This is a genomic window from Roseateles sp. GW821-FHT03B02 (assembly GCF_059421025.1).
Map to the genome: position 1 here is coordinate 256,527 of NZ_JBWKUV010000006.1, position 26,082 is coordinate 282,608.

22 protein-coding genes and 1 pseudogene are annotated in these 26,082 nt (G+C 69.6%); 9 read left to right on the top strand and 14 right to left on the bottom strand.

Annotated features, from left to right (window positions below):
* Window positions 1–168: 168 nt before the first annotated feature.
* The gene (locus AC07VX_RS17820; RefSeq protein WP_493165570.1) at window positions 169–711 is read left to right on the top strand and encodes a hypothetical protein; all 543 of its coding nucleotides are present in this window, start codon (window positions 169–171) and stop codon (window positions 709–711) included.
* 308 nt (window positions 712–1,019) lie between these two features.
* Here the strand turns inward: AC07VX_RS17820 and AC07VX_RS17825 are convergent, their stop codons facing one another.
* Entirely contained in the window at window positions 1,020–1,370 is a 351-nt protein-coding gene (locus AC07VX_RS17825) for a nuclear transport factor 2 family protein (RefSeq protein WP_493165569.1), read from the bottom strand.
* An 11-nt stretch (window positions 1,371–1,381) separates the two neighbouring features.
* Window positions 1,382–2,401, bottom strand: a complete 1,020-nt coding sequence (locus tag AC07VX_RS17830) for an NADP-dependent oxidoreductase (RefSeq protein ID WP_493165568.1) — start codon at window positions 2,399–2,401, stop codon at window positions 1,382–1,384.
* 129 nt (window positions 2,402–2,530) lie between these two features.
* Between AC07VX_RS17830 and AC07VX_RS17835 the strand changes: the two genes are divergently transcribed.
* Together AC07VX_RS17835 and AC07VX_RS17840 are read left to right on the top strand one after the other, a co-directional pair.
* Window positions 2,531–3,424: a LysR family transcriptional regulator gene (locus tag AC07VX_RS17835; protein WP_493165567.1), complete on the top strand. Its 894-nt coding sequence runs from the start codon at window positions 2,531–2,533 to the stop codon at window positions 3,422–3,424.
* Between the two features lie 661 nt (window positions 3,425–4,085).
* A complete protein-coding gene (locus AC07VX_RS17840; RefSeq protein WP_493165566.1) occupies window positions 4,086–4,211 on the top strand; it encodes a hypothetical protein in 126 nt (41 codons plus the stop codon).
* Between the two features lie 262 nt (window positions 4,212–4,473).
* On the opposite strand, the gene AC07VX_RS17845 is transcribed toward AC07VX_RS17840, so the two are convergent.
* Together AC07VX_RS17845 and AC07VX_RS17850 are read right to left on the bottom strand one after the other, a co-directional pair.
* On the bottom strand, window positions 4,474–5,517 hold the full coding sequence (locus AC07VX_RS17845; RefSeq protein WP_493165565.1) for an asparaginase: 1,044 nt from the start codon (window positions 5,515–5,517) through the stop codon (window positions 4,474–4,476).
* A 47-nt stretch (window positions 5,518–5,564) separates the two neighbouring features.
* The gene (locus tag AC07VX_RS17850) at window positions 5,565–7,271 is read right to left on the bottom strand and encodes a GGDEF domain-containing protein (protein ID WP_493165564.1); all 1,707 of its coding nucleotides are present in this window, start codon (window positions 7,269–7,271) and stop codon (window positions 5,565–5,567) included.
* A gap of 38 nt (window positions 7,272–7,309) precedes the next feature.
* On the opposite strand from AC07VX_RS17850, the gene AC07VX_RS17855 reads away from it, so the two are divergent.
* Window positions 7,310–8,122, top strand: a complete 813-nt coding sequence (locus tag AC07VX_RS17855; protein WP_493165563.1) for a DUF429 domain-containing protein — start codon at window positions 7,310–7,312, stop codon at window positions 8,120–8,122.
* Between the two features lie 165 nt (window positions 8,123–8,287).
* Here AC07VX_RS17855 and AC07VX_RS17860 read toward each other — a convergent pair whose 3' ends face one another.
* Together AC07VX_RS17860 and AC07VX_RS17865 are read right to left on the bottom strand one after the other, a co-directional pair.
* A complete protein-coding gene (locus AC07VX_RS17860; protein ID WP_493165562.1) occupies window positions 8,288–8,788 on the bottom strand; it encodes a GNAT family N-acetyltransferase in 501 nt (166 codons plus the stop codon).
* A complete protein-coding gene (locus AC07VX_RS17865) occupies window positions 8,785–9,069 on the bottom strand; it encodes a type II toxin-antitoxin system TacA family antitoxin (RefSeq protein WP_493165561.1) in 285 nt (94 codons plus the stop codon). The genes AC07VX_RS17860 and AC07VX_RS17865 overlap by 4 nt, the downstream gene beginning before the upstream one ends.
* A gap of 289 nt (window positions 9,070–9,358) precedes the next feature.
* On the opposite strand from AC07VX_RS17865, the pseudogene AC07VX_RS17870 reads away from it, so the two are divergent.
* From AC07VX_RS17870 to AC07VX_RS17880, 3 genes and pseudogenes are all read left to right on the top strand, one after another.
* Window positions 9,359–9,517: pseudogene (locus AC07VX_RS17870) on the top strand (transposase); the annotation flags it as partial.
* 117 nt (window positions 9,518–9,634) lie between these two features.
* A complete protein-coding gene (locus AC07VX_RS17875; protein ID WP_493165560.1) occupies window positions 9,635–9,766 on the top strand; it encodes a hypothetical protein in 132 nt (43 codons plus the stop codon).
* 122 nt (window positions 9,767–9,888) lie between these two features.
* A complete protein-coding gene (locus tag AC07VX_RS17880) occupies window positions 9,889–12,576 on the top strand; it encodes a TonB-dependent receptor (RefSeq protein ID WP_493165559.1) in 2,688 nt (895 codons plus the stop codon).
* Window positions 12,577–12,619: 43 nt separating this feature from the next.
* On the opposite strand, the gene AC07VX_RS17885 is transcribed toward AC07VX_RS17880, so the two are convergent.
* The 7 genes from AC07VX_RS17885 to AC07VX_RS17915 form a co-directional block, all read right to left on the bottom strand.
* Window positions 12,620–14,239: a glycoside hydrolase family 43 protein gene (locus tag AC07VX_RS17885; RefSeq protein WP_493183925.1), complete on the bottom strand. Its 1,620-nt coding sequence runs from the start codon at window positions 14,237–14,239 to the stop codon at window positions 12,620–12,622.
* 88 nt (window positions 14,240–14,327) lie between these two features.
* On the bottom strand, window positions 14,328–15,080 hold the full coding sequence (locus tag AC07VX_RS17890) for an ABC transporter ATP-binding protein (RefSeq protein WP_493165557.1): 753 nt from the start codon (window positions 15,078–15,080) through the stop codon (window positions 14,328–14,330).
* Window positions 15,077–15,922 carry an ABC transporter ATP-binding protein gene (locus AC07VX_RS17895; protein WP_493165556.1) on the bottom strand — a complete coding sequence of 282 codons (846 nt, stop codon included), beginning with the start codon at window positions 15,920–15,922 and terminating at the stop codon, window positions 15,077–15,079. The genes AC07VX_RS17890 and AC07VX_RS17895 overlap by 4 nt, the downstream gene beginning before the upstream one ends.
* On the bottom strand, window positions 15,922–16,809 hold the full coding sequence (locus AC07VX_RS17900) for an ABC transporter permease (protein ID WP_493165555.1): 888 nt from the start codon (window positions 16,807–16,809) through the stop codon (window positions 15,922–15,924). Before AC07VX_RS17900 ends, AC07VX_RS17895 begins: the two co-directional genes overlap by 1 nt.
* Window positions 16,806–17,837 (bottom strand): ABC transporter permease, encoded by a 1,032-nt coding sequence (locus tag AC07VX_RS17905; RefSeq protein WP_493165554.1) that lies wholly within the window; start codon window positions 17,835–17,837, stop codon window positions 16,806–16,808. The genes AC07VX_RS17900 and AC07VX_RS17905 overlap by 4 nt, the downstream gene beginning before the upstream one ends.
* On the bottom strand, window positions 17,834–19,456 hold the full coding sequence (locus AC07VX_RS17910; protein ID WP_493165553.1) for an ABC transporter substrate-binding protein: 1,623 nt from the start codon (window positions 19,454–19,456) through the stop codon (window positions 17,834–17,836). Before AC07VX_RS17910 ends, AC07VX_RS17905 begins: the two co-directional genes overlap by 4 nt.
* A gap of 8 nt (window positions 19,457–19,464) precedes the next feature.
* Window positions 19,465–20,622, bottom strand: coding sequence for a mandelate racemase family protein (locus AC07VX_RS17915; RefSeq protein ID WP_493165552.1), 1,158 nt, complete (start codon window positions 20,620–20,622; stop codon window positions 19,465–19,467).
* A gap of 174 nt (window positions 20,623–20,796) precedes the next feature.
* Here AC07VX_RS17915 and AC07VX_RS17920 point away from each other — a divergent pair, with 174 nt between their 5' ends.
* Complete coding sequence (locus AC07VX_RS17920; RefSeq protein ID WP_493165551.1) at window positions 20,797–21,558, top strand: FadR/GntR family transcriptional regulator; 762 nt, start codon at window positions 20,797–20,799, stop codon at window positions 21,556–21,558.
* A gap of 55 nt (window positions 21,559–21,613) precedes the next feature.
* A complete protein-coding gene (locus AC07VX_RS17925) occupies window positions 21,614–24,454 on the top strand; it encodes a TonB-dependent receptor domain-containing protein (protein ID WP_493165550.1) in 2,841 nt (946 codons plus the stop codon).
* 144 nt (window positions 24,455–24,598) lie between these two features.
* Here the strand turns inward: AC07VX_RS17925 and AC07VX_RS17930 are convergent, their stop codons facing one another.
* Window positions 24,599–26,020 carry an amidohydrolase family protein gene (locus AC07VX_RS17930; protein WP_493165549.1) on the bottom strand — a complete coding sequence of 474 codons (1,422 nt, stop codon included), beginning with the start codon at window positions 26,018–26,020 and terminating at the stop codon, window positions 24,599–24,601.
* Window positions 26,021–26,082: the final 62 nt, after the last annotated feature.

Genomic DNA, 26,082 nt, shown 5'->3' on the forward strand with positions numbered 1-26,082 from the left:
CGGTAGCGAAGGCAGCCGCGGGCTGGAGTTGGATGACGGCGCCCTCCGAAGCTGCCATTCGGCATCGGCGTCAGAACCGATCCCAGAACGGGCAGGCTTCCAATCGGTGCGTCTCCGCTATCCTGAGTCATCCAAGCCGCTGTGCGGCGGCGTCAATGGGAGGGATCCGTGGGTGACTACAAACCGCAGCAACCTGGTGACGCTAGCGGCAGGCCCGAGTCGGTGCCATGCAAGACCGATCTCCAGATGATCGAGGCTGCACAGTCCGCATTCGACGCGCGTCTGCGCGATACGGCCTCGGCGCTTGGTAATGTGATACAGATGACCGGCGCGCCGCAAGATCGCGTCGCCTACTTTGATGGCCTGCGACGCCTCATGTCTAGCGCGGCACATGTCGAGCAGGCAGACGAAGTCAACACCCAGGCGCATCGCATCCAGGAGATGATCGACGCCTTCGGCCGAGCCACGGGGCGCGTGTTGTCAGGCGACCAGCGCGCGTTGCTTGAGCAGGGGCTACAGGCGTTGGCGCAGATCAACGCAAGTGAGCGAAACCGTAAGGACCTCAACATCATCAAGTCGAACATTGGCCTCTTCATCGAGAGCCTGGCGCAGGTGTTGGGCAAAGTCTTCAGCGTTGGCGAAAGCCGCATGCTGACACGAGCGCTGGTGCGCATGGTGGGCGACGGCTCGCAGAACCCGGGGCCCGCATGAGAAGTTCGCCCATGCACGCCATCAAACTTTAGCTTCACCTTCTTGCACCGGCGCTGGCCTTCGCTGGCCAGAACGGGGTGCGGCACCTCGTACCGCGTGGCTTATCCACCAACGTGATCAAGCACTTTCGGTGCGAGACGGCTCTCAAGATAGTCTTGCGTCTTTAGAAGGTGGGGTGCCAGAACTCGAGTGAGCCAAGTCACTATGGGCTGTACGCGTCGCGCCAACTGGCGCCGGCTCGCATAAAGCGGCGAGACCGGCAGCGCGCTGCAGTCAGCGCATCGACTGCGCCCAGGGCCCTGGCTCGATTACAGCTCGAGCTTCAAGGTTGTCTCCTCGATTCGATTGAAGCGGCCGTCTGGGTCGCGTTCCGCGAACAGGTAGATCTCTTGCACGATCTGTTCGCCGTCGCGTTTGACCAGCTCGATGACATGCCGCTCTGCGTAGCGGCCACCAGCTTCGAACTCGTCCAGGACAGTGATGGTGGCGCGCTCCACGACCTTGCGGAGCAGAACGATCCGCGCGAGGAACGCGGCTCGGTCGTCCCACTGCCCGTTGACACGCTGGCGAAAGCCAGGGACGAAGTGCCGGTCCATGGCTTCGTCCACCGCCAGTCGGTCGTCGAATAGGTCATTGACGGCCTCTTTGAGGGTGCTCATCGCAGTCTTCCTCAGCGGACCTGGAGCACGATCTTCCCGGCAATGTGCCCGTTGGCCGCTCGCTCATGGGCCTTGCGCGCATCCGCCAGTTGGAACTTGCTGTCGATGGCGATGCGGATCGTTCCTGCTTCGAGCAAGGGGGCGACCGTCGTCAATTGGGCGCCGCTCGACCGAACCTGGGTTGTCGAGACCGTGACGCCCAGGCGCGCGGCCTCGTCGGCGCCTGAGAAGCCCAACGGGAAGATGGGGAACAGGGCGCCGCCGCGCCTGAGCGTGCGCAGGAAGCGGCCGGTGGTCGGTCCACCGACCGCATCGACGACGAGATCGACGTCCCGGACCACCTCCTCGGCGGCGGTTTGCGTGTAGTCGATGAACTCGTCCGCGCCGAGGTCGCGCACGAACGCTTCCTGCTGAGTCGAGGCCACGGCGATCACTCGCGCCCCCTGCCACTTGGCGAGCTGCAGCGCGAGATGCCCCACACCGCCCGCGGCGCCATTCACGAGAACGGTCTTGCCCTTGAGCGGCACCGGCTCATGCCGGTTCGGCTGGAGCGGGTTTTGCACATCGTGCCCCAGCTCGATCATGAACTGCCAGGCGGTGAGCAGCGACATCGGCGCCGCGGCGGCATGCAGGTGGTCGATACCGGCAGGCTTGAGCGCCACTTCCGATACCGGCACGCTGACGTACTCCGCATAGGCCCGGCTGTCGCCAGCCAGGCCGCTTGGGAAGCGGACCATCGAGTACACCTCGTCGCCGACGGCGAAGTCTTTGACGTCTGGCGCGATGGCCGCGACCACGCCCGACACGTCCGTCCCTGGGATGACGGGGAAGGACACCTTCGGCTGCCATTCGGGCGGCAGCATCTTGTAGCCGTCGCGCAGATACCAGTCGGGCGGGTTCAGACCCACAGCGTGGACGCGCACGAGCACCTCCCCCGGCTTCAGTTCGGGCACCGGTGCGTCCTCGTAGCGCAGCACCTCGGGGCCGCCGAACTCCTGCTGCTGAATCGCCTTCATCGTCTTGATCGTCATCGCTATGTCCTTTATCACCAATGGGACGGCACCTCGGCGGTGTCGTTGGCCAGGAGTGTGGACATTCGCCATCCATTTGATAATCGGTCTGAATATCACTTGTTATGTGCCATGGCGGAACATGTCAGCTTGGAGCGCCTCACCGGCATCGTCGCGTTCGCGAGAGCGGCCTCCTTGGGCAGCTTCACGGCGGCGGCGCGGTCGCTGTCCGTTTCGCCCTCGGCCGTCAGCAAGACCATCCAGCGCCTGGAGCAGCAACTGGGCCTGCGCCTCTTCACGCGGACGACCCGTTCGCTGGTCCTGACGCCTGAGGGGCGTGATTTGCAGGAACGGGCGCTGCACCTGCTGCGGGCGGCCGAGGATGTCGTGCAGTCGGCCGTGGCGGCGCGCTCCGAGCCATCTGGGACGCTGAAGATCGCGGCGCCACTGCCCATCGGCACGCGTCTGCTGGCGCCGGCGCTGCCCGAGTTCCGGCGCCGCTACCCCAAGCTCAACATCGACCTCCGGCTGAGTGACAGGTTCGTCAACATCGTCGAAGAGGGCATCGACGTGGCGATCCGCATCGGCCAGTTGGCCGACTCCAGCCTGATCTCGCGCGGCCTGGCGCCGGTCCGGCTCAATGCCTATGCGTCACCGGCCTACCTGGCGGTGCACGGAACGCCAGCCGGGCCGGAGGACCTGCGAGGACACGATTGCGTGAACTTCCGCTACCAGACTTCCGGGCAGACGCTGCAATGGATGTTCAAGGTAGGCAATCGCACGCTCGAGTTCACGCCTGATGCAGCCATCGTGGTGGACGTCAGCGATGCGGTGGTGGAGCTGCTGGCCGCGGGTGGCGGCGTAGGCATGGCGGCCTCGTGGATTGCGGCGCCTTATGTGCAGAGGGGGCTGCTGGTGCCCGTGCTGGGCGAGTTTTCAGTAGACAGTTCGACCATCACTGCAGTCTGGCCTGAGAGCCGGCGCGGGAATCCGGGTGTCAAGGCATTCGTCGCTTTCCTCGAAGAGATATTTCCTTCGCCATAGTTGAGCAAGGCGACGCTCCTGCACATCGAGTGACTAAAAGATACCGGGCCGCCAATTCCACTTCTCGCAATGGCGCAAGGCTCTACCCAGAGGAACGCCCATGTGCTGCGCGAATTCGCCGCGCGGCAAGTCGCGGCGGCGGTCCAGGACAGAGCGGCCTGCGGCGCGAGCAGACGTCTTTGGAGCAGGCGCCCGAGGGCTCCGCGCATGCGAACCTGGTCAAAGCCTTGCTTGCAGCTGATTGAGCTTGGGCAGCGTTTTCGTCGCGGTCTGCGTTTCTTGGGCTGTCCGTCCAAGATCGCGAGCAGATCGTCGATGGCCTGTTCCACGCGCCCCAGTCGCCTGCGTGGCCCCAAAGGAGGGGGTTCGGGTCGTGGCCGAAATGATCGTCAACCAGCTGCCGCAGGCGTTGCAACTTTTCCCGGACGAAGGTGTAGCGGCGCGTACAGGCGTCGAGGGAGGCTTGGCTGGGTCGCATCGCGGGCTCCGCGTGCATGGCAAGGCGACCTTTCAGGTGCTAATCAAGATTCAAGCCAGGGTGCGGAGTGCAATTGGCTTGGGCTGTTGCTGCACGAAAAGGCGATTCGTGAAATAGAAGAGTCTCCTTGCTGCAAACATCAGCCCCGCCATCGGCGCCGTCACCGGACAGAGTCCGCACACCGTGGGCAAGATCCTTGACGCAATGATCGAGCTGGGCCTGGTGCGTGAGGTGACGGGCATGAAGCGCAACCGCATCTACGAATACACCGCCTATCTGGAACTGCTGAACCGGGAAGGCGAGCCATGACGAACCTGGAAGTCCGTCGATGCCATTGACCCCGCTCCGGCTGGATGACAACAGCGATCCCGCAGCACCCCTCACCGGTGCTCACAAGCTCGGGCCAGTCGGCACATGGTCAACCGTCCGCCGGCCTGAAGTCGCGCATCCTCAAAGGACTTTCGAGCTGTCGCAAGCCGACAGGGAGTCAAAGACCTAGCGTCGCAGCCTGCGACGGACTTCATTTGTTCGAGTCTCGGGCCGGCCCCGTCTGCGGGCCGGCGCGCAGGGGTCAGTGCCTGCCCAGGGCCCGGGTCAGCGCCTCGGCCGGGCGCAGTGAGCCGACGTCGATGCCACGCCAGTTGCGCAGTTGCAGGTGGCTGTAGCCGCTCAGCAATTCGCCCTCGGCCTGCAACAGGGCCAGCGCCACGGCGGCCATCGCCGCCTCGGCGGCGCGGGCGGCGCCATCGTCGATCTTCAGCGCCACGCCCAGGCCCAGCCCGGGCAGGGCGGCGCAGTAGACGCCCTCGGCGCCGATCTTGCAGAACAGGCGCTCGCCCAGCGCCTGCATCACGCGCGTGTCGAAGCGGTCGGTGCCGCCCACCATGAAGGGCGCAGCAGCGGCGGCCTGGCGCAGCCGGCGCGCGGCGCGCGCATGGCCGTCGGACAGGCCCTGGCCGGTGCCGCAGCGGGCGAAGGCCAGCGCCAGCGAGCGCAGGGGCAGCGCAAAGGTCGGGATGGAGCAGCCGTCGGTGCCGCGCGGCGCCTGCTCGACGTCCACACCCGTCGCCGCCGACAGCGCGGCGGACACTTCGCGCATGACCGGGTGCGCGGCCGCGACATAGCCGCGCGCGAACTCGGCTGGCTCGGCGCCGGCGTTGCGGGCCCCCATCGCCATATGGCAGGCCAGGCAGAGGAAGCCCGAGTGCTTGCCCGAGCAGTTGTTGTGCAGCGGCGTGGCCAGCTCGCCGCGCGCCACCATGCCGCGCAGCACCGGCTCGCGGCTGGGCCATTGCGTGCCGCATTCCAGCGCGTCAGTCGTCAGCCCCAGCTTTGCCAGCACGCCGGCCGCGGTGGCCACATGCTCGGGCTCGCCACTGTGCGAGGCGCAGGCCAGCGCCAGCTCGGCATCGGTGAGCGCGAAGGCCTCGGCGGCGCCGCTGGCCACCAGCGGCAGGGCCTGCAGCATCTTGACGGCCGAGCGCGGGAAGACGGGGCGCTCGATGTCGCCCAGGGCCGTGTGCACGGCGCCGGAGGCATCGACGATGGCCAGGGCACCGGCGTGGCGAGACTCGACGGCGCTGCCGCGCAGGACTTCGATGAGGACGGGGTTCATGCCGGCAGTCTAGGCCGCCCGGGGCCTGCTGCCTCAGGGGGACAGACCTAGTCCACGTGCACCCGGTTGCGCCCGCCGCGCTTGGCGGCGTAGAGGGCGTGGTCGGCGCGGTTGAGCAGGCTTTCACCCTGCTGCTGCGGCGCGCCGCCGGCGATGCCGATGCTGACGCGCACGACCAGGCCGGGCGTGATGGCCGCCCAGTCGTGCTCGGCGACGGCCAGGCGCAGGCGCTCGCAGATCTCGGCGGCCTGCTGGGGCGCGATGCCCACCAGCACGGCCAGGAACTCCTCGCCGCCGATGCGGGCCAGCAGGTCGGCGCTGCGCAGCCGGTGGCGCAGCAGCTGGGCGAGCTGCTGCAGCACGGCGTCGCCGACGGCGTGGCCGTGGCTGTCGTTGATGCGCTTGAAGTGATCCACGTCCAGCGTCGCGACGCTGATGACCTGGCCGGCCATGCGCGCGCCTTCCACCAGCAGCGGCAGCGCGTACTCCGCATGGCGGCGGTTGTGCAGGCCGGTCAGCACGTCTTCGTGGGCGGCGCGGTCCAGGGCCATCGCGTGCTCGCGCAGGCGCTGCTGCTCGTTTTCCAGGTGCACGGCCCGGGCCCGCTCGCGGCGGGCGTCGGCAACGGCGCTGTCGGCGCGCGCCTGGGCCTGCTCGACCTGGTCGCGGATGAGGATGACCTCGGTCTGCAGCACGAGGTTGTCGCGGCTGATCTGGCGGTCCAGGCCGACGAGTTCCTCCAGCCAGCTCAGCGCCTCGCGGTACTGGCCGCAGGCCTTGTGGGTTTCGTAGAGCGAGCGGACCAGCAGCCGGCGCAGCTTGGGCGGCGGCTCGACGGCGGCGTGCAGCAGGGCCGCCAGGATGCGCGCGGCCTGCAGGGGCTCGCCCTTGAGGCGCAGGAAGACGGCGCGCTGCACATCGGCCTCGATGGCCAGCGTGCGGTAGCCGTGGTCGTGGGCAAGGTGGCCGAACTCGTTGAGCAGCGGCAGGGCATCGTCCAGCAAGCCGCCGGCCAGCAGCACGTTGACGAGGTTGGACAGGGCCACGGCGATCTGGAAGGGGCTGTCCGAGGCGCGCGCCAGCGCCGTCGCCTGCTCCGCCGTGCGGCGGGCACTGACGAGGGCCTCGGCCAGCGCCGTGTCGTCGCTGCCCAGGGCCCGGGCTTCCTCGACGCGGCGCAGCCAGAAATACGCCAGGTTGTTGTGGCAGGAGAACAGCACCTCGGGCACATGGCCGTGGGCGGCGATCTCCAGGGCCTGCTCGGTACAGGCACAGGCCTGGACGGGGTTGTCCAGGCTGGAATAGGCGACGCCGACGCGGTTGAGCGCCCAGGCCTCGCGTACAGGGTCGCCGACGCGGCGCGCGGCGGCCAGGGCCTTCATGCCCGACTCCAGCGCCTCGCGTGCCATCAGCAGCTGGCCGTAGACGTAGCACTGGCTGGTCAGCGCGTCGGCCAGCAGGCCGTCGTCGCCGACTCGCTCGGCCAGCGCCAGCGCCTCCGTGGCGCAGCGCGCGCTCGACGTCAGCCGACCCAGGCGAGGGTACTGGTGGGCCAGCAGGGCCAGGGCCTCGCCCCGGCGGCGCAGCTCGCTCGCGGGGCAGTCCAGCAGCAGCCGCTCCAGCGCCTCGCAGGAGGCCTGGTAGGCGCCGGCGGCGGCATGCTGCCGCGCCGCGGCGAGGGCGGCGTCGAACGCGGGGGCGTCGAAACCGGTCTCGTCGGCGGGCTTGGCGGGGAGGTCGAGCAGATCTGACATGGAAGTCAACAATTTTGCCTAGGCTCAGAATGCCACTCATGACTGACAACGATGTTTTCGGGGTCGACTTCACGAGTGCGCCCCGCACGGCCAAGCCGATCCGCGTAGCAGGCGGCCGTCGCCACGGCGCCGTCGTGCGCCTGGCCGGGCTGGAGGCGCTGCGCAGCCTGGACGAGTTCTCCGCCTGGCTGGCCCGGCCGGGTCCCTGGGTGGCAGGCCTGGATCTGCCCCTGGGCCTGCCGCGCGAACTGGTCGAGACGCTGGGCTGGCCGACCGACTATGCGGCACTGATGGCCCACTACGGCAGCCTGGGGCGCGACGAGATCCGCGCGCGCTTTGTGGCCTTCTGCGATGCGCGGCCGGCCGGGTCCAAGTTCGCCCACCGCGCCTGCGACGGCCCGGCCGGAGCCAGCCCCAGCATGAAGTGGGTGAATCCGCCGGTGGCCTGGATGCTGCATGCGGGCGTGCCGCGGCTCATCGCGGCCGGCGTGCATCTGCCGGCACACCTGGCCGGCGACGCAAGCCGGGTCGCGCTGGAGGCCTACCCGGGCCTGCTGGCCCGCGAGCTGATCGGGCGGCGCTCCTACAAGAGCGACACCAAGGCCGCACAGACGCCGGAGCGGCTCATCGCACGCAAGGACATCGTCGACGCGCTGGAGCAGGGGCGTACCAGGTTAGGCCTGCGGCTGAAGCTGTCGCACGCGCAGCGCGATGAACTTGTGGACGAAGGCAGCGGCGACCGGCTCGATGCGGTGCTGTGCCTGATGCAGGCCGCTTGGGCGGCGAGCCGGCCCGGCTTCGGCCAGCCTGCCGGCATTGATCGCCTTGAGGGATGGATCGTTTCAGCCTGAACTGGCGCAAGTCCCGGTAAGTCGTGTTGCTCCGCTGAGCCAGTCCTGGGATGCTCGTATCCATCAATGACTTGGTGGGTGCGCACGCACGGCCTCGCGGCAGCCGGGTGTCTCAATGGCTTCTGTGGCGCTGGCTCAAGGCAACAATGTCAACCTGCTGCGCACTCAGGCTTGCATCGGCACGCTGGCCAGCGGCAGAAACAGTGTCAGGGCGGCTTCGGGCAGAGGGATGAAACCGTGGTGCAGGTAGAAGGCGCTGGCCTGCTCGTCCTTGGCGTCCACGAGCAAGGCGTAGGCGGTGATCTCGGATCGCACACAGCGGATCAAGGCATCGGCCAGCAGTGCAGCGCCCAGGCCTTGCCCCTTGAAGCTCGTATCCACGGCCAGGCGCCCCATGCGGACGGTGGGCACGGCGCGGTAACGAGGCAGCTTCTTGGTGATGGCAGTCGGCAGCTCGGTGAGTGGGATGCTGGCGGCGGCCAGGGTGTAGTAGCCGGCTATGCGCCCGGCGTCATTGCCGGCCACGAAGCAGGAGGCCACGCGGCGGCGCATGTCTTGGCCGGCCTGCTCGGCCAGGTAGCGGTTCAAGGCGGAGGAGCCGCAGTCAAAGCTGCTGCGGTCTTGCGAGGCGTCCAGCAGGGCCACCTCGAAAGGCGGGCGGGTCATTGAGCATCACGTAGCAAGGCGCGGCGACGGGCCACCGCACGGCTCAAGGCCGGCACGGCGGCAGGCGGGGCGAGCAGCGCCTGCGCAAAGCATTCCTGATCGGCGCGGGAGAGGCGCAGCACCTCCGCCTGCTCGATGGCACGCTGGGCCGCATCCTGCACGGCGGCCACGACGAAGTCGGTCATGGTGCGGCCTTGCAGCTCGGCGGCGCGCTTGAGCAGGCTGTGCAGGTCGGTGCTGATGCGGGCTTCCAGGCGGGCGCTGGCGGTGGTGGAAGGCATGGTGGTGGTCTCCAGGCCGGAAATTGTACGGCTGATGGCCGTACATTGCATGGTGCGGGCCAGAGCCAGACATCGGGCATCTCTGCCAAAGTACCGCGATGCTCAGTCATGCCGTCGCCCGCAAACCGGCGCCAGTGCTGGCGATGCGGTCTGTAGGGCTACGACTTCGCCACGGGGTTGATGCATCTTTGCGATGCGACAGGTGTGAATCGCCCCAGGTTCGGTAAACACCTTCGAGCCTCGGACTGAGGCACCAATCGGCGGTGCCATGCAGAGCAAGCAACCCTGACCAGAAGAATTCAAGATCGGGGTGGTCAAGCAGGTCACGGAGCGAGGCCACCAGGTGGCCGACGTGTCGGCCCGGATCGGCGTCAGCCAGAACAGCCTGTACAACCGGCTCAAGGCGTACTCGGCACCGGCTGCTGAGAGGCAGGCGCGGGTCTCGCAGCCCACACAGGCGCCGTAGCGGCTCATCGCGCGCAAGGACATCGTCGACGCGCTGGAGCAGGGCTGCTCGCGCCTGGGCCTGTGCCTCAAGCTCAGCCACGCCCAGCGCGACGAGCTGGTGGCCGACGCCAGCGGCGACAGCCTGTACGCCGTGCTGGCAATGCTGCAGGCGGCCTGGGGCGCACAGCAGCCGCGCTTCGGCTGGCCGGCGGGCGTCGATCCGCTGGAGGGCTGGATCGTCGGCGCCTGAGCGGCGGCGGCGTTGTCTGCAGCCGACGGTCCGGCGGATTTGTGGCGGCAGCATGACGGCGCGGTTCTTGCTGAATCGAGAATCGCGCCCTCCCTCAACCCGACGCCACAGGTGATCCCGAAGTGAACGCCACCGCCCGCCCGCTGCTGCTGCCCCTTGTCATGGCCCTGAGCTGCTGTTTCGCGCCCGCCTTGTGGGCGCAGACGGCCACCGGCGATGGCGCGGCGGGCGACGAGGCCAAGGCAGCGCTGGCGCGTGTTGTCGTCACCGGCTCCAACATCCGCCGCGCCGACGCCGAGACGCCCAGCCCGGTGCAGAAACTCACCGCGGCCGACATCGCGCGCACCGGCTACAGCACGCTGGGCGAAGTGCTGCAGCACCTGTCTGCCAACAACATGGGCTCGCTGGGCCAGGCCACGCCTGGCGCCTTCGGGGCCGGTGGCAGCGGCATCTCGCTGCGTGGCCTGACGGTGGGCGCGACCCTCGTGCTCATCGACGGCCACCGCATGGCCTCCTACCCGTTGCCGGACGACGGCCAGCGCGACTTCGTGGACATCGCCTCCATTCCCGTCGAGGCCGTGGAGCGCGTGGAGGTGCTGAAGGACGGCGCCTCGGCCATCTACGGCTCGGACGCGATGGCCGGCGTCGTCAACGTCATCCTCAAGCGCAGCCATGCCGGCACGACGCTGCAGGCGGAGCTGGGCAGTTCGTCCAGGGGCGACGGCCGCATGGTCAAGGTCTCGGGTATCCGCGGCTTCGGCGACCTGGACCGCGACGGCGTCGCGGGTTATCTCGCGGCCGGCTTTCGTCGCCAGGGCGCGGTGCTGCTGAGCGACCGCCCCGCGCTGGGCGGCTCGGACTGGACGCGCTATGGCGGCGAGGACCTGGGCCTCGTGGCCAACCCGGAACTGCAGGTGGCGCCCGAGACGCGCAACTACAGCCTGCTGGGCAAGGTGACGGCGCTGCTGCCGCAGGACTGGACGCTGTCTGTTGCCGCCTCCCTGCTGGGCAGCCGCGCGACCCAGGTGGGCCTGCTGAACTGGGTGTCGCCCGACGGCGGCATCACGACCTTCAACTTCGGCCCGGCGCACCCGACGCCTCAGCCCACGGCGCTGAACGGCACCAACGTCATCGACCCCGCCACTGGCAGCCCGGTGGACTACGAGTTCGGCGACCTGCCGGCGCAGCGCTCGCGCACGGCGACCCAGTCGCAGCGCTTCGTCGCCGAGCTGTCGGGCGGCTGGGCCGGCTGGGACCTGCAGGCGACGCTGGGCCTGACCCGCGTGGCCACCGAGCTGACGCTGAAGAACTTCGTCAGCCTGCCGGCGCTGCAGGCCGCGCTGAACAAGGGCAGCTACGTCATCGGCGGCAACAACGCCGCCAGCGTGCTGGCCGGCCTGACGCCCGAGGGCCGCTCCACGTCCACCAACACGCTGAACTTCGTGTCGCTGCGCGCCAGCCGCGACCTCATGAAGCTCGCCGGCGGCAACCTCGCGCTGGGCACGGGCGTGGAGTTCTCGAAGCGTTCGCTGGACGAACATTTCCCCGACGGCTTCGCCAGCGGCGCCCAGGCCAGCAACATCTACGCCTTCGGCGTCGGCAAGCAGACCATCACGGCGGGCTACGTCGAGCTGCTGGCGCCGCTCACCAAGCAGCTGGAACTCGACGCTGCCGCGCGCATCGACCACTACGACACCTATGGCTCGTCGGTCACGCCCAAGGTCGGCGCCAAGTACGTGCCGGTCAAGGAGCTGACGCTGCGCGGCACCTGGGCCGGGGGCTTTCGCGCGCCCAACCCGGTGGAGATCGGCACCTCGGGCTCGAGCGCCGGCTACCTGCCGCCGCTGGTGGACACGGCGCTGTGCAAGCTGGTGCAGCCTGGCCAGCCCTGCGACATCGGCGTGGGTGGCACGCAGCTGCAGCTGCCGGGCAAGGACCTGCGGCCCGAGAAGTCGCGCTCGATGACGCTGGGTTTCGTCTTCGAGCCCGTGCCGGCGATGAACGTGTCGGTGGACTACTACGACATCAGGATCCGCAACCAGATCGTCTCGGTGGGCCTGTTTGGCCAGGGCCAGATCGACACCCCCGAGGCCTACGGCACCAAGCTCTACCGCGTCAACAGCCCGACGACGCCCAACGCCGCGCCGACCAGCGCCGACGACACCATCCTCTACGGCACCTATCCCTTCATCAACCTGGGCAGCGCGCGCACCAGCGGCGTTGACCTGGACCTGCGCATGAGCGTCGATGCCGGGGGCTGGGGCCGCTTCACGCCGCAGCTGCAGTGGTCGCACATGATCCGCTACACCATCGACCGCGGCCCCGGCCAGGTCTACGAGATGGCCGGCACGCACGGCCCCAGCTTCGTGTCCACCAACACCGGCACGCCGCGCGAGCGGGCTGCGCTGAGCCTGGCCTGGTCGCGCGGGCCGGTGGAGCTGACCGGCACGGTCAACTACATCAGCGGCATGAAGGTGGAGGACAGCAGCTACAACCTGCCCGACTGCGCCTCGGCGCTGTCCACGGTCTTCCCGAACGGCCTGCCTGGACCCGCTCCAGGCAGCTCGCCGCTGTGCCGCGTGCCGTCGTTCACGACGGTCAACCTCAACGCCAGCTGGCAGCTCACGCCCGCCTTCAGCCTGCGCGCATCGGTCACCAACCTTTTCAACCGCGCAGCGCCCATCGACGCGTTCGCGTCGGGCTCGACGGGCGGCGGCGTGTCATCGGGCGGCGCGCACTACAACCCGTCGCTGCACCAGGAAGGCGCCGTGGGCCGCTACATGACGGTGGGGGCGAGCTATCGGTTCTAGGCCTCGGCCGTCTCGTGAGCCACCGAAGCGCGCAGGCACAGGATCACTGTTTTCCAGCGGCCTTCCGCGGGGCCCGATGGGCGTAGACGCCGATCATGGTGCCGACATAGCTGGTGGCGCCGGTGCTGGTCGAACGCGCGGAGCTCAAGGTCTCGGTCGGCACCTGTCCGGACAGGGCGGTGCCGTTCGCCTTGCAGCTGATCGAGGTCTCGTCGATGCTCAATTCCAGATGGGCCGCCTTCCCGTCGTGGCTTGATTGGGCCACGACGATGTCCTTCTCGGGTCTGGCCTTGCCGTCGCGCATGGACAGAACGATCCGCTCCTGGCCGGCATCCTTCTGCGGGCCGCAGAACACGTAGAAGTCGTCGGACTGCATGGCCACAAGGCCCGCGGTATCGCCGTCGTCGCGCAGGCTGAACTGGACGCGGGTCTTGAAGCTGACCGCCTTCTGCGGTTGCCGCAGGGCCCAGAAGCTGGGGCTGCGCTGGATATCGCCGACGAGGGCGTCCGACGCCTCGATCACCAGGCTGCGCTCGCCGGTCCAGCGGTGAAACGGCGCCTCGGGTGTCCGCAGGCCCATCCAGCCCAGGCGCCCTTCCGGGCTGAACGGGCTGGCGCGAGGCCGCGTGGGCACCCGGGCCACATAGCTGCGGTCGCCATGAAAGGCCGGCACGGCCGTCTGCGGGGGCAGGATGAGCGGCCACTCGCCCGACCAGTCCGCCTTCAGCAAGAAGGTCTCGCGGCCGGTGTTGTAGAAATCGCCCCGGTAGGGCCGGGTGCCCAGGAACACGGCCCACCAGTCGCCATCCGGCCCTTCGACGAGGCTGGCATGGCCGGTCGAGGTCACGGGATGGGGGCGCGGCGCGGCGACGTCCCGTTGCGTGAGGATGGGGTTGCTCTCGAACCCCACATAAGGCCCCCAGATGTCTTTGGATCTGAACACCACCTGCGCATGGTTGAACCGCGTGCCGCCCTCGGCGGCCAGCAGATAGTAGAACCCGTTCCTCTTGTAGATGCGGGGGCCTTCGATGGTGGCGGTCTGCGCCGCGAGATTGGTGCCGCCATCCACTAGCACCTTGCGCTCCCCGACGAGCTTCAGCGTTGACAGGTCCAGTTCCTGCAGATACAGGGATCGGTGGCTTTTGTAGAGCTTGGGATAGGGCGGTACGCCGTTGCTGACGATGTAGGCCTTGTCGCCCTCGAGGTAGAGCGCGGGGTCTATCCCCTCGAAATCGAACCAGACCGGCGCCGACCACGGGCCTGCGGGGTGGGGGGCGGTGATGATGAAGTTGCCGCCGCATTCCCGGCAGGTATTGGCGATGTAGAAAACGCCGCGGTGGTGGCTGATATCCGGCGCATACAAGCCGCGCGATGCCGGGATGCCCTGGAGAGGGACGGCCTTCGGATCAGACACGGCATTGCCGATCTGGGTCCAGTTCACCAGGTCGGTCGAATGGAAGACCGGCAGGCCCGGGAAATAGGCGAAGGTGGACGTGACCAGGTAGTAGTCGCGGCCGACCTTCACGATGCTGGGGTCGGGGTAGGAGCCGGGCAGGATGGGCTGCGCCGCCGGCGCCGCGGAAGTGCCCACGGTCTGGACGGCGTCGTAGTCGAGTTCCGAGAACGTGGCCGTGTCATTCGCCTGAACCGGGTTGGCGGCCATGAGCAGCGCAAGGGCCAAAGCCCACGCGCCACGGACTTTCCTGCAGAGGCTCATTGCCATCTCCGGCGTTGCGGGTGACCGGCAGCGTTCAGGCGTCTGCCGCCGCCACCAGGGCGCGGGTGTAGGCGTGCTCGGCGCCGTCGTTGCAGAGCTGCTCGCGCGTCAGCGTCTCCACGATGCGGCCCTGCTGCATCACCGCCAGGCGCTCGCACAGGTGGGCCACCACGCCGAGGTCGTGGCTCACCAGCAGATAGGTCAGGCCGTGCTGCTGGCGTAGTTCGGCCAGCAGGTTGAGCACCTCGGCCTGCACCGAGACGTCCAGCGCCGAGGTGGGCTCGTCCAGCAGCAGCAGCGGCGGCTTCAGGATCAGCGCTCGCGCGATGGCCACGCGCTGGCGCTGGCCGCCCGAGATCTGGTGCGGGTAGCGGAAGCGGAAATGCAGCGGCAGTCCCACCTGCTGCAGCACCTCGTCGATGCGCTCGTCGATGCGGTCCAGCCCGTGCACGCGCAACGGCTCGGCCAGCGCAGTGCGCACCGTGTGGCGCGGGTGCAGGGAGCCGTAGGGGTCCTGGAACACCATCTGCGCGCGGCGGGCATGGGCCGGGCTGCGCTCGCCCTGGTAGGGGGCGCCGTCCAGCGCCACCTCGCCCTGCCAGTGCCGGTACTGGCCGGCCAGGCAGCGCAGCACGGTGGTCTTGCCCGAGCCCGACTCCCCCACCAGACCGAAGGCCTCGCCGCGCGCGACCTCGAAGCCCACACCGTGCAGCACGGCGCGCGCCTCGGTGCCCTCGCCGAAGGACAGGCGCAGGTCGCGCACCGACAACATCGGGGCCGCGGTCATGCCTGGCTCCAGGCGGCGTCGCGCTGCAGCACGGGCAGCACGGCGCGGCGGTGCTTCAGGCTGGGCAGCGAGGCCATCAGGCCCTGCGTGTAGGGGTGGCGGGCGTGGGGCAGGTCGGCTGCGTCCAGCGTCTCGACGATGCGGCCGGCATACATCACCAGCACGCGGTCGCAGAAGTGGCGCACCAGGTTCAGGTCGTGGCTGATGAAGAGCAGCGCCAGGCCCTGCTCGGCCACCAACTCGTCCAGCAGCGCCAGTACCTCCTGGCGCACCGACACGTCCAGCGCCGAGGTGGGCTCGTCGGCGATCAGCAGCTGCGGGCGCTGGGCCAGCATCATCGCGATCATCACGCGCTGGCCCATGCCGCCCGAGACTTCGTGCGGGTACTGCGCCGCCACGCGCCGGGGCTCACGGATGCGCACCCGCGCCAGCAGCGCCTGGACATGCTCCTCGCACTCGGCCCGGGACAGCCGCTGGCCGCGCTGCACCGCCTCGCCGATCTGCCGGCCGATGCTCATGACGGGGTTCAGCGAGTACTTGGGGTCCTGCATGATCATGGACAGGCGGCGGCCGCGCAGCGCGGCCATGGCGCCCTCATCGGCCGCCAGCAGGTCCAGGCCATCGAACTGCAGGCGCTCGGCGCTGATGCGGGCCTGCCGCGGCAGCAGCTTGAGCAGCGCGCGGCCCACCGTCGTCTTGCCCGAGCCCGACTCGCCCACCACGGCCAGCTTCTCGCGGCCCAGCGTGAAGGACACGCCGTGCACCACCGGCACGGGTGCCGCGGGGGTGCCATAGGCCACCTGCAGGCCTTGCACCTGCAGCAGGGGTTGGTCGTTGCTCATCATGAAGCCTGGCGCGGGTCGAGCGCGTCGTTGAGGCCGTCGCCCAGCAGGTTGAAGGCCATGCTGACGGCCAGGATGGCAGCGCCCGGCGCCGCCACGGTCCACCAGCTGTCCAGCATGTAGCGGCGGCCCTCGGAAATCATGGCGCCCCACTCGGGCAGCGGCGGCTGGGCACCCAGGCCAAGAAAGCCCAGGCCGGCGGCCGTCAGCACGACGGAGGCCATGTTCATGGTGAGCCGCACCAGCACCGAAGGCAGGCACAGCGGCGCGAGGTGGCGGGACAGCACGCGCAGGTGGGAGGCGCCCTGCAGCTGCGCGGCGACGATGAAGTCGGCGTTGCGCAGCGTCATGGCCTCGGCGCGGGCCAGGCGGGCGATGGGCGGCCAGGCGGTCAGCGCGATGGCGAGCACCGCGTGATCCAGCCCCGGGCCCAGCGCGGCAACGAAGGCCAGCGCCAGCACCAGGCTGGGGAAGGACAGGAAGACATCGGCCACGCGCATGCAGACCAGGTCCACGCGCCCGCCGAAATATCCCGACACCACGCCGATGCCCATGCCCAGCGGGCCGACGACGACGGTCACCAGCGTGACGATGAAGAGGGTGATGCGGGTGCCGTGCACCAGGCGGCTGAAGACGTCGCGGCCGAACTCGTCGGTGCCGAACCAGTGCGCCGCGCCGGGCGGCTGCAGCGCGCTCGCGAGGTCCTGGCGCAGCGGGTCGTGCGTGGCGATCCACGGCGCGAACAGTGCCACCACCACCAGCAGGGCGATGACGGACACGCCGACGGCGGTGAGCGGGTTGGCCAGCAGCTTGCGCGCCGTGCTGGCGGCTTCAACGCGCCAGGCTTGCCAGGCGCCGGCCGCGGCGGGAAGGGCGGTAGTCGTCATGAACGGGCTCTCGGGTCGAACACGCGGTAGAGCGCGTCGGCGGTCAGGTTCAGGGCGACGAACAGCAGACCGATGACGAGCACCGAGCCCATCACCGCGTTCATGTCGCCCAGCAGCAGGCTGCCGGTCAGGTAGCTGCCGAAGCCGGGCCAGCCGAACACCGTCTCGACCAGCACGGCGCCTTCCAGCAGGCCGCCATAGGCCAGCGCCAGGATGGTCAGCAGCTGCACGCGGATGTTGAGGAAGGCATGGCCCCACACCACCTGGCGCCGCGTGAGGCCCTTGACGCGGGCGGTGGTGATGTACTCCTGGCTGAGTTGGGCCAGCATGAAGCTGCGCGTCATGCGGCTCAGATAGGCCATGGAGTGCAGGCCCAGCACGCAGGCAGGCAGCAGCAGGTGGCGCAGCGCGCTGCGAAAGGCCGCGGTGTCGCCGGCCAGCAAGGTGTCCACCAGCATCAGGCCGGTGACGCTCGGGATGGCGCCCTCGAAGCCCAGGCCGATGCGGCCGATGCCGCCGGCCCAGCCCAGCCAGGCGTAGAACACCAGCAGGCCCATCATGCCGAACCAGAACACCGGCGTGGAATGACCCAGCAGGCCCAGCACGCGGGCGAGATGGTCGGGCCAGCGCTTGTGGTGGCTGGCCGCCCACACGCCCAGCGGCACGCCCAGCAGCGCGCCGAGCAGGATGGCCAGCGTGGCCAGCTCGACGGTGGCGGGCAGCACCCGCGCCAGGTCCTCGGTGACGGGGCGGCCGGTGAGCAGGGCGCGGCCCAGGTCGCCGTGGGCCAGGTCGCCGAGGTAGCGGCCGAACTGCGCCCACAGCGGCCGATCCAGGCCGAGCTGACGGTAGACCTGCTCGTAGGTGGCGCGGTCGGCGTCGGGGCCGACGATGGCCAGCACCGGGTCCAGCGGCATCACGCGGCCGATCAGGAAGGTCAGCAGCAGCAGGCCCAGCAGGGCCAGGGCGGCACTGCCGCCGCCGCGCAGCCATTTGGCGGCCAGGTTGGCGGCCAGCTTGGCGGTCATGGACGCACCTCCTTGTAGACCTCGCGCAGCCGCGTGGCGCCGCTGGGGTGGCCGTGGTAGCCGCGCACCGCGCGGCGCAGCACCTGGGTGTCCAGCATCTGGGCGATGGGCTGGATGGCGCCCACCTCAGCGTCGAAGCGCTGCTGGGCCTGGCGGTACAGGGCTGTCTGCCCGGCCGGGTCGGCCGTCAGCAGGGCCTGCTCGATGAGGCGGTTCAGCTCGGGGTCGGCATGGCCGGTGCGCCAGCCCTGGAAGTTGCTGAGCCGGGCGCTGTCGCGGTTGTCGGGGTTGTAGACCAGGGCCCGCAGGCTGGAATGCGGATGCGCCTCGGCGCCACCGCCGCCGCGGCCCACGACGATCTCGAAGCGCCGCTCGCGCATCGCGCCATAGACCTGGTTGCCCGTGCCCGGCAGGATGCTGGCGCGGATGCCGCCTTCGGCCAGCGTGGCCTGCAGGCTGGTGGCGATGCCGGTGAAGGGCGCCTCGGCGACGACGCGGATGGTCGTCTCGAAACCGTCGGCCAGGCCGGCCTCGGCCAGCAGGCGGCGCGCGGCCGTGGGGTCGAAGGCGTAGCCGGGCTGGGGCAGGGAGGCCGGCAGGCCGGGCGGCACGGGCCGCATCTGCAGTTCGCCGTAAAAGGGCAGCACGCCGCCGGCGACGCCCTGGAAGTCGATCAGGTGGCGCAGCACGGCGCGGCGCACGCGCGCGTCGGCAAAGCGCGGGTGGCGGGCATTGACGGCCACGTAGTACATCGTCGCGCGGCGCACCTCTTCGACGACGAGCTCGGGCCGCCGGGCGAGCGCGCGCACGTCGGGCGCGGACATGCCGCCGGCGATGTCCAGGTCGCCGCGCATCAGCATCAGCCGCAGCGTCTGAGACTCGGTCATGTGGCGGAAGACCACGCGGCGCAGCTTGGCGGCGGGCTGCCAGTAGCCGGTCGAGCGGCGCATGGTGAGCAGCTCCTTGGGCCGCCACTCTTCCAGCTCGAAGGCGCCCGAGCCGGCGGCGTGGGTGGTGAGCCAGGCGTTGCCGAGGTCGCCGCGCTGCTCATGGGCCAGCGCGGTCTCGCGGTCGATGACGTAGCCGCTCATGGAGGTGGCCAGCGTCATCAGCACCAGGGTCGGGTCGGTAGGCTGGGGCAGGTCCAGCACCAGGGTCCCGGCATCCTCGGCGCGAATGGCCGTCATCGCGTTGGCAGCGCTGAAACCGTAGCTCTTCCAGACCGAGGCCAGGGCCAGGTTGAGCTTGAGCACGCGCTGCAGCGACCAGGCCGCGTGGGCGGCCGTCAGCGGCCGTCCGCTGGCAAAGCGCACGTCGCTGCGCAGCTTCAGCGTGATGCGCCGGCCGGCCTCGCCCACTTCCCAGGATTGGGCCAGGCCGGGCCGCAGCCGTGTCGGGGCCAGCGCATCGACTTCGAGCAGGCTGTCGTAGAGATTGCAGGCGACCGTCACCGCGTCCAGGCCGGTGGCCGCCGCCGGATCGAGGGAGAGCAGGTTGTTCATGCTCATGCCGATCAGCAGCTGGTCGTCGGGCGACTCGGCGCGGGCCGCGCCCCAGCCGGCGGCCAGCAGCGCGGGAAGGTGGCGGCGGCGCAGGGGCCACGAGGATGCCGGGAACATGGTGGCGCTCAGTACGTGGCGACGGTGTGCTTGGCGATGTAGTCGAAGTTGATGTCTTCGCCCAGGCCCGGCGCCTGTGGCAGCGCCACGAAGCCGTCCTTGTCCATCGGGTCCACCAGCGCGTTCATGTAGGCCGGCACTTCCTCGTAGTCCAGGAAGGGATGCAGCAGGCCGCGCTCGTACCAGCGGCAGTTGCGGATGGCCCCGCACACGGCGAGGTTGGGTGCGCCGTTGCCGTGCACCTCGCAGTTCATGCCGAAGGACTCGGCCAGGGCCGCCACCTTCATGGTCGGGCCGATGCCGCCGCAGCCGGTGACGCCGGCGCGCAGGATGTCGCTGGCCTGGGCCGTCACCCAGCCGGCGCGGGCGTAGTGCTTGCCCGAGAGGCTCTCGGGGCCCAGGATGGGCACGTCGAGCTGGCCGGCGAGCCAGGCGTAGGACGCCGTGCTCTGCTCGTTCATCATCTCCTCGAACCACGCGAAGCCGAGCTCCTCCAGCGCGCGGCCGATGCGCAGCGCATCGGTGCGGCTGTACTCGTGGTAGCCGTCCAGCATCAGCTCGATGTCGGGGCCCACCGCGCGGCGCACGGCGGTGCAGGCCTTGATGTCCATGCCCGGGTCCGGCGCGAAGGACACCGGCGGCATCCAGGTGTGCAGCTTGATGGCCTTGTAGCCGCGCTCGACGAGCTGCAGCGCGAAGTCGGCGTACTCCTCGGGCGTGGACAGGCCGCCCTTGAGCTCGTCGCCGCACATGGTGCTGCCGTAGGCCGGCAGCTTGTCGCGGTAGCCGCCCAGCAGCTGGTAGACCGGCACACCCAGCGTGCGGCCGATGAGGTCGTGCAGCGCGCTGTCCACCGCGCCGAGCGCGCGGTCGGTCAGCTGGCCGGCGCTGCCGCGCTGCCAGTGCTCCAGTTCAGCCCACAGCTTCTCGCGGTTCAACGCATTGCCACCCACCAGCACGCGGCGCACGAACTGGTCCAGCACATGCGGGCGCACGACCTGCGGCGGCGCAAAGCAGTGGCCCTCCACGCCATCGGTGCTGCGGATGCTCAGCAGCGCCAGGCGGCCGGTGCCGAGCGGACCGGGATGGGAGTGGCCGGCGGCATCCACCGATCGGCGCGTCGGGTGGGTGAACTCCACTGCGCGGATGCTTTCTATCTTGATCATTGGCGTTTATTCATCAGTCGTCTGATGACTTGAAGTGTAGCCGAGTCACTCATTTGCGCCAGTGTTTGCTGGTGAAATCGCTTATTTCCTAGGGTTTTTCGGGATTCGTGCGGCGTTCTCATCTCTATACTTGCGTCGGTCGTCAGACAACTAAACATCTCGGCAAGGTCCCCCGTGAACACCGATCGCATCCCGTCCAGCCGCCCCGCCAGCCTGTCCCAGCGCGTCGTCGACGCGTTGGCGGAGCGCATCGCCAGCGGCGCGCTCAAGCCCAACGAGCGCGTGCCCACGGAGCCGGCGTTGATGCAGGAGTTCGGCGTCAGCCGCAGCGTGGTGCGCGAGGCCATCTCGCGGCTGCAGGCCGGCGGGCTGCTGCGCACGCAGCAGGGCGTGGGCAGCTTCGTGCTGGCGCCCAAGGTGAGCAGCCCGCTGATGCCCGACGTGGCCGGCGCGGAACTCAAGGTGCAGCAAAAGCTCGCCATGCTGGAGTTGCGCCTGTGCCTGGAGCCCGAGGCCGCGGCCCTGGCCGCGCAGCGGCGCACGCCCGAGCAGCTGAGCGCCATGGAGCGCGCGCTGAAGGACTTCGACACCCAGCGCAGCACCGGCGAGGCCACCACGGAGGCGGACTTCCGCTTCCACGAGCTGCTGGCCCAGGCCACCGGCAACGAGTATTTCGTGCACGTGCTGCACTCGCTCAGCAGCGCCACCATCCCCCGCCAGCCGGCCACGGCGGCGGCACCGCGCCGCGGCCGCCCCCCTCAGGTGGCGCGCTTCGGCGAGCCCTCGCCGGAACTGCGCTCCGGCAAGGACATCACGGCCCAGGAGCACCACGCCGTGCTCGAGGCCATCCGCCGTGGCGATGCCGCGGCGGCGCGCGCGGCCATGTTCCTGCACCTCAACAACAGCCGCGAACGCATGAAGAACGCCGGCCGCTGAACCTGCGCTCAGCGGCTGGCGCCTCGCACAACAACACGCCTTACGGAGACACGCCTTGCGCCACCACCCCTCACGCCCCACCTCCCTCGCGCTCGCCCTGCTGGGGCTGAGCGCCTCGCTCGCCCAGGCCCAGCAGGCGCCGGCCCCGGAAACCCAGGTGATGAACCGGGTCGAGATCACCGGCTCCATCATCCGGCGCTCGATCAACGACGAGGCCGCGCTGCCGGTGACCTCGATGAAGGCCGTGGAGCTTGACCAGCGCCTGAACACCGAGCTCAAGGACATGATGCTGGAGCTGCCCCAGGCCAACTCGGTGGGCAGCTATGCCGGCACGGCCGGCCCCATGACCAGCCTGCGCGGCTTCGGCCCCATGCGCACGCTGACGCTGCTGAACGGCCGCCGCCTGGCCAAGGAGCCGCTGACCAACCAGTACGTCAGCGTCAACGTGATCCCGCGCATGGCGCTCAACACCGTCGACATCCTGCGCGACGGCGCCTCCTCCAGCTACGGCTCCGACGCCATGGGCGGCGTGCAGGCCTTCTACACGCTGAACAGCTACAAGGGCGTGGGCATCAAGCTCGAAACGCTGCAGCCTGCACGCTCCGGCGGCGGCGCCAGCAAGTCGCTGGGCCTGATCGGCGGCTTGGGTGATCTGGGTAGCGACGGCTGGAACGTCTACGCCGCACTCGACGTGCAGCACCGCGACGTGCTGCCCCGCTCGGCCCGCCCCGAGCTGACCGATGGCTCCGCGCTGACGCAACTGGGCATCAGCACCGCGCCGGGCCTGGGCGCCAACGCGGCGCCGGGCAACTTCACCGACCCCACCAACCCGACGGCCGCGCTGCGCACCGTGCGCTACAACCCGATGTACGCCAGCGGCTGCCTGCCGCCGTACTCCGTGCCCAGCACCTCGGGCGGGCGCCAGACCTGTTTTCTGGACGCCAACACCCAGTACACGACCTTCAACAACAAGAACGACATCCTGAACTTCTACGCCCAGGGCAAGCTGCAGCTGCCGGGCGACCACCTGCTGACGGTCGAGCTCAACCACAGCCAGTACCAGGTGGACCAGTACAACAACCCGGCCGCCCCCACGGTGCGCCTGACCAGCACCCACCCCTACTACCCCGGCAACGGCAAGGTGCCGGCGGTGCCCGGCCTGAACCTGGCCGGCCGGCCCATCGACGTGCTGTGGTCGGTGGCCGATGCCGGCCCGCGCATCCGCAACGACATCCACACCAACGACCGCCTGGTGCTGACCACCGAGGGCGCCCTGGCTGGCTGGGACTACCGCGCCGGTCTCAACTACGGCCGCTCGCAGCGCGAGACCCAGGCAGGCGACGGCTGGCTTCGCGTGACCGGTATCGCGACGGTGCAGGGCACGACGTCGCGCACCCTGTTCCTGGACCCCAAGCTCAACCCCTTCGGCCTGCAGGACAGCGCCGGCCTCGCGCTGCTGGACAGCGCCTCCATGAAGGGCCAGACGCTGCGCCTGCACAAGGCCGAGAACGCGAGCGCGGACGCCACCTTCTCGCGCCCGCTGATGAAGCTGGCCGGCGGCGACCTGATGCTGGCCGCGGGCGCCGAGCTGCGCCGCGACACCTGGAAGGCCATCGGCCTGGCCAGCAATGATGTCTCCGCTGCGCTGAACGGCCAGATCGACCTGCTGGGTGGCGACAACATCGCCAGCGGCGCCACCTCGGCCACCAGCACCAAGATCAGCCGCGACGTCACCTCGCTGTTCGCCGAGCTGGACGCGCCCATCCGCCGCGACCTGACGCTGAACGTCTCGGTGCGTGGCGACAAGTACAGCGATCTGGGCGAGACCACGGTCAACCCCAAGATCAGCGCGCGCTGGACGCCCATCTCCAGCCTCGTGCTGCGCGCCTCGGCCAACACCGGCTACCGCGCGCCCAGCCTGCCGGAGATCTACACCAAGGAGACCGAGCGCACCTCGATGTCGGCCTTCAACGACCCGCTGCTGTGCCCGACGGTCAACGGCGTGCCCACGGCCAAGGCCGGCTACGCGCCGGAGCTGGTGTGCAACCTGACCGGCTACACCCAGATCACCAAGGTGCCCAACAATGCCGGCGTCAAGCCCGAGACCTCGCGCAGCCTGACCTTCGGCGCGGCCTTCGAGCCGGTGAAGGACTTCACGCTGACGCTGGACTACTGGCGCACCCAGATCGACAGCGTCATCGGCAACCGCGCCATCGACTACATCCTCGCCAACCCCGCCACCTACCCGGGCCTGTTCCTGCGCAATGCCGACGGCACGCTGGGCGTGATCAGCAGCAACGGCTTCAAGGACGCCGTCGTCAATACGCCGTCCAACGTGGGCTCGCTGCGCGGCGCCGGCCTGGACGGCAGCCTCAAGTTCGCGAGCCCGCGCCAGCCCTGGGGCCGCATCGTGGCCGGCATCGACGTGGCCTACCTGACGCGATGGGACGCCCGCTCCGAGGGCGTCAACAACGGCAACTGGGTCTCGGCCCTGGGCTTCTTCAACGACGTGGTGCCGGTCAACCCCAACGCCGGCCTGTCCAACGCCACCCGCGGCCTGAACAACCGCTGGCGCCACACGGCCCAGATCGCCTGGCAGGACAACGACTGGCTGGTGCAGCTCTCCCAGCGCTACCAGAGCAAGGTCTACGACCAGAACCTGGCCGCCGCCACCGGCGCGGGCACCACCGGCGCGCGCAACGTCAGCCCCTACGAGCAGTACAACCTGATGGTGCGCTACTCCGGCTTCAAGAACCTGAAGCTGTCGGTGGGCGTGAGCAACCTGTTCAACGACCAGCCGCCGCTGACCAACCACAACGCCTACCGCGGCTACCTCACCAGCGTGGCCGACGTGCTGGGCCGCGCCTATGTGCTGACGGCGGACTACCGCTTCTGAGCGGCGCCCACGGTCGCATCCCTCTTTCCCTGGTGTGTCTTCCATCCCGCCGCGGCCCTGCGGGCGGGTGAGGCGAAGACCTTCACTGCCCCCGGTGCGCAAGCCCCGGGGGCTTTTTTGCGCGTCCCTGGCCGGCGCGCGGGTTCAGCGCAGCCCCACCTGACCCTTCCAGGCATTCAGGATCTTCGCCCGGTCCCAGGCCCGGCCGGCCTTCATGGTCCAGGCGACGTCGGGCAGGGTGGGCTTGCCGGCGTCCAGCGGCGCGGCGAAGGCGATCAGGTCGGCCCGCAGGCCCGGGGCGATGCGGCCGACGTCGGCGGTGCGGCCGAGGTAGGTCGCGCCGTTGGCCGTCATGACCTTGACGGTCGAGGCCGCGTCGAACCCGGCCTCGCGCAGCAGCTCGAACTGGCGCAGCGACGAGAAGCCGGGGATGACGCCGCCGTAGCCGGTCGGGTCGGTGCCGGCCACGAGCAGGCCGCCGGCCTCATGGAACTGTTTCTCCCAGGCCATGTCCTTCGGCAGCACGCGGCCATAGGTGTTGGGCCCGCCGCGCTGGATGGCGGTGTAGCGGGCCACGTACTGCTCGCGCAGCTGCGGCATCAGCAGGTCCAGCGCCGCGGCGGGGGCCATGGGGCGACCGTGGGAGAAGGTCTCGAAGACGGTCAGCGTGGACGTCAGTGCCACCTTGGCGCTGATGAGCTGGCGCTGCAGGGCGGCCATGCGCGGGTCGTCGAGCGCCAGCGCATCGAGGGAGCGCGGGCCGGCGTCGCCCGTCGGGCAGGTGTCGGGTTGCTTTGCGTCCACGAAATCGGTGGACGCGAAGAAGCCGTGCTCCAGGTTGTCGATGCCCATGTCGGCGGCTTGCGCATAGGTCACCGCGCAGAGGTGGGCCGTCACCTTGGCGCGGCGCTCGTGGGCGGCCTTGACGATGGCCGCCAGCTGCTCGCGCGTCAGGTGCATATAGCCCTTGTACGAAGTGGCGCCCACGTCGGCCCAGTAGCCCACCTGGCGCACTGCGTCCTCGGCGTTGACCAGGCGCGGCACCTGGGCGACGAAGGCCTGGATGCCGTTCAGGAAGGGCGCCGTCACGTCCAGGTCCGGCCCCGGTGCGGTGCCTGCCTTGATGTCCTTCCAGGTGTTGAGGTCGGCGTAGGGGCTCATGCTGCCGGCCGTGCGCATCGTCGTCACGCCGCCGGCGAGATACAGCAGCGGGAAGCTCTGGAAGAAGGCGCCGTAGCTGCCGCGCTCGGTGGGGTAGAAGAGGTGCTCGTGCAGCAGCACGAAGCCGGGCATCAGCGCGCCGCCGTTGAGCTCCTTCACCAGCGCGCCGGCCGGCGCCTTCAGCTCGGCGTCGGGCTTGACCTCGGCGATGCGGCCGTCGCGGATCAGCACGCTCATGTGCTCGCGCGGCGCGGCGCCCGTGCCGTCGAAGAGCTGGGCGTTGCGCAGCAGCGTGACGGGGGCCTGGAAGAGGGTGTAGCGCTCGATGTCGCCGGGTGGCTGCGCGAAGGCAGCGCCGGCAGCCAGGGCAGCGGCCAGCGCCGCGATGCGAAGGATCTTGTTCATGGGCTCATCCTCGCAGCGGCGGGCCGGGCGGTGGCATGGCGTTTGCACCCATCCGGTTCGCC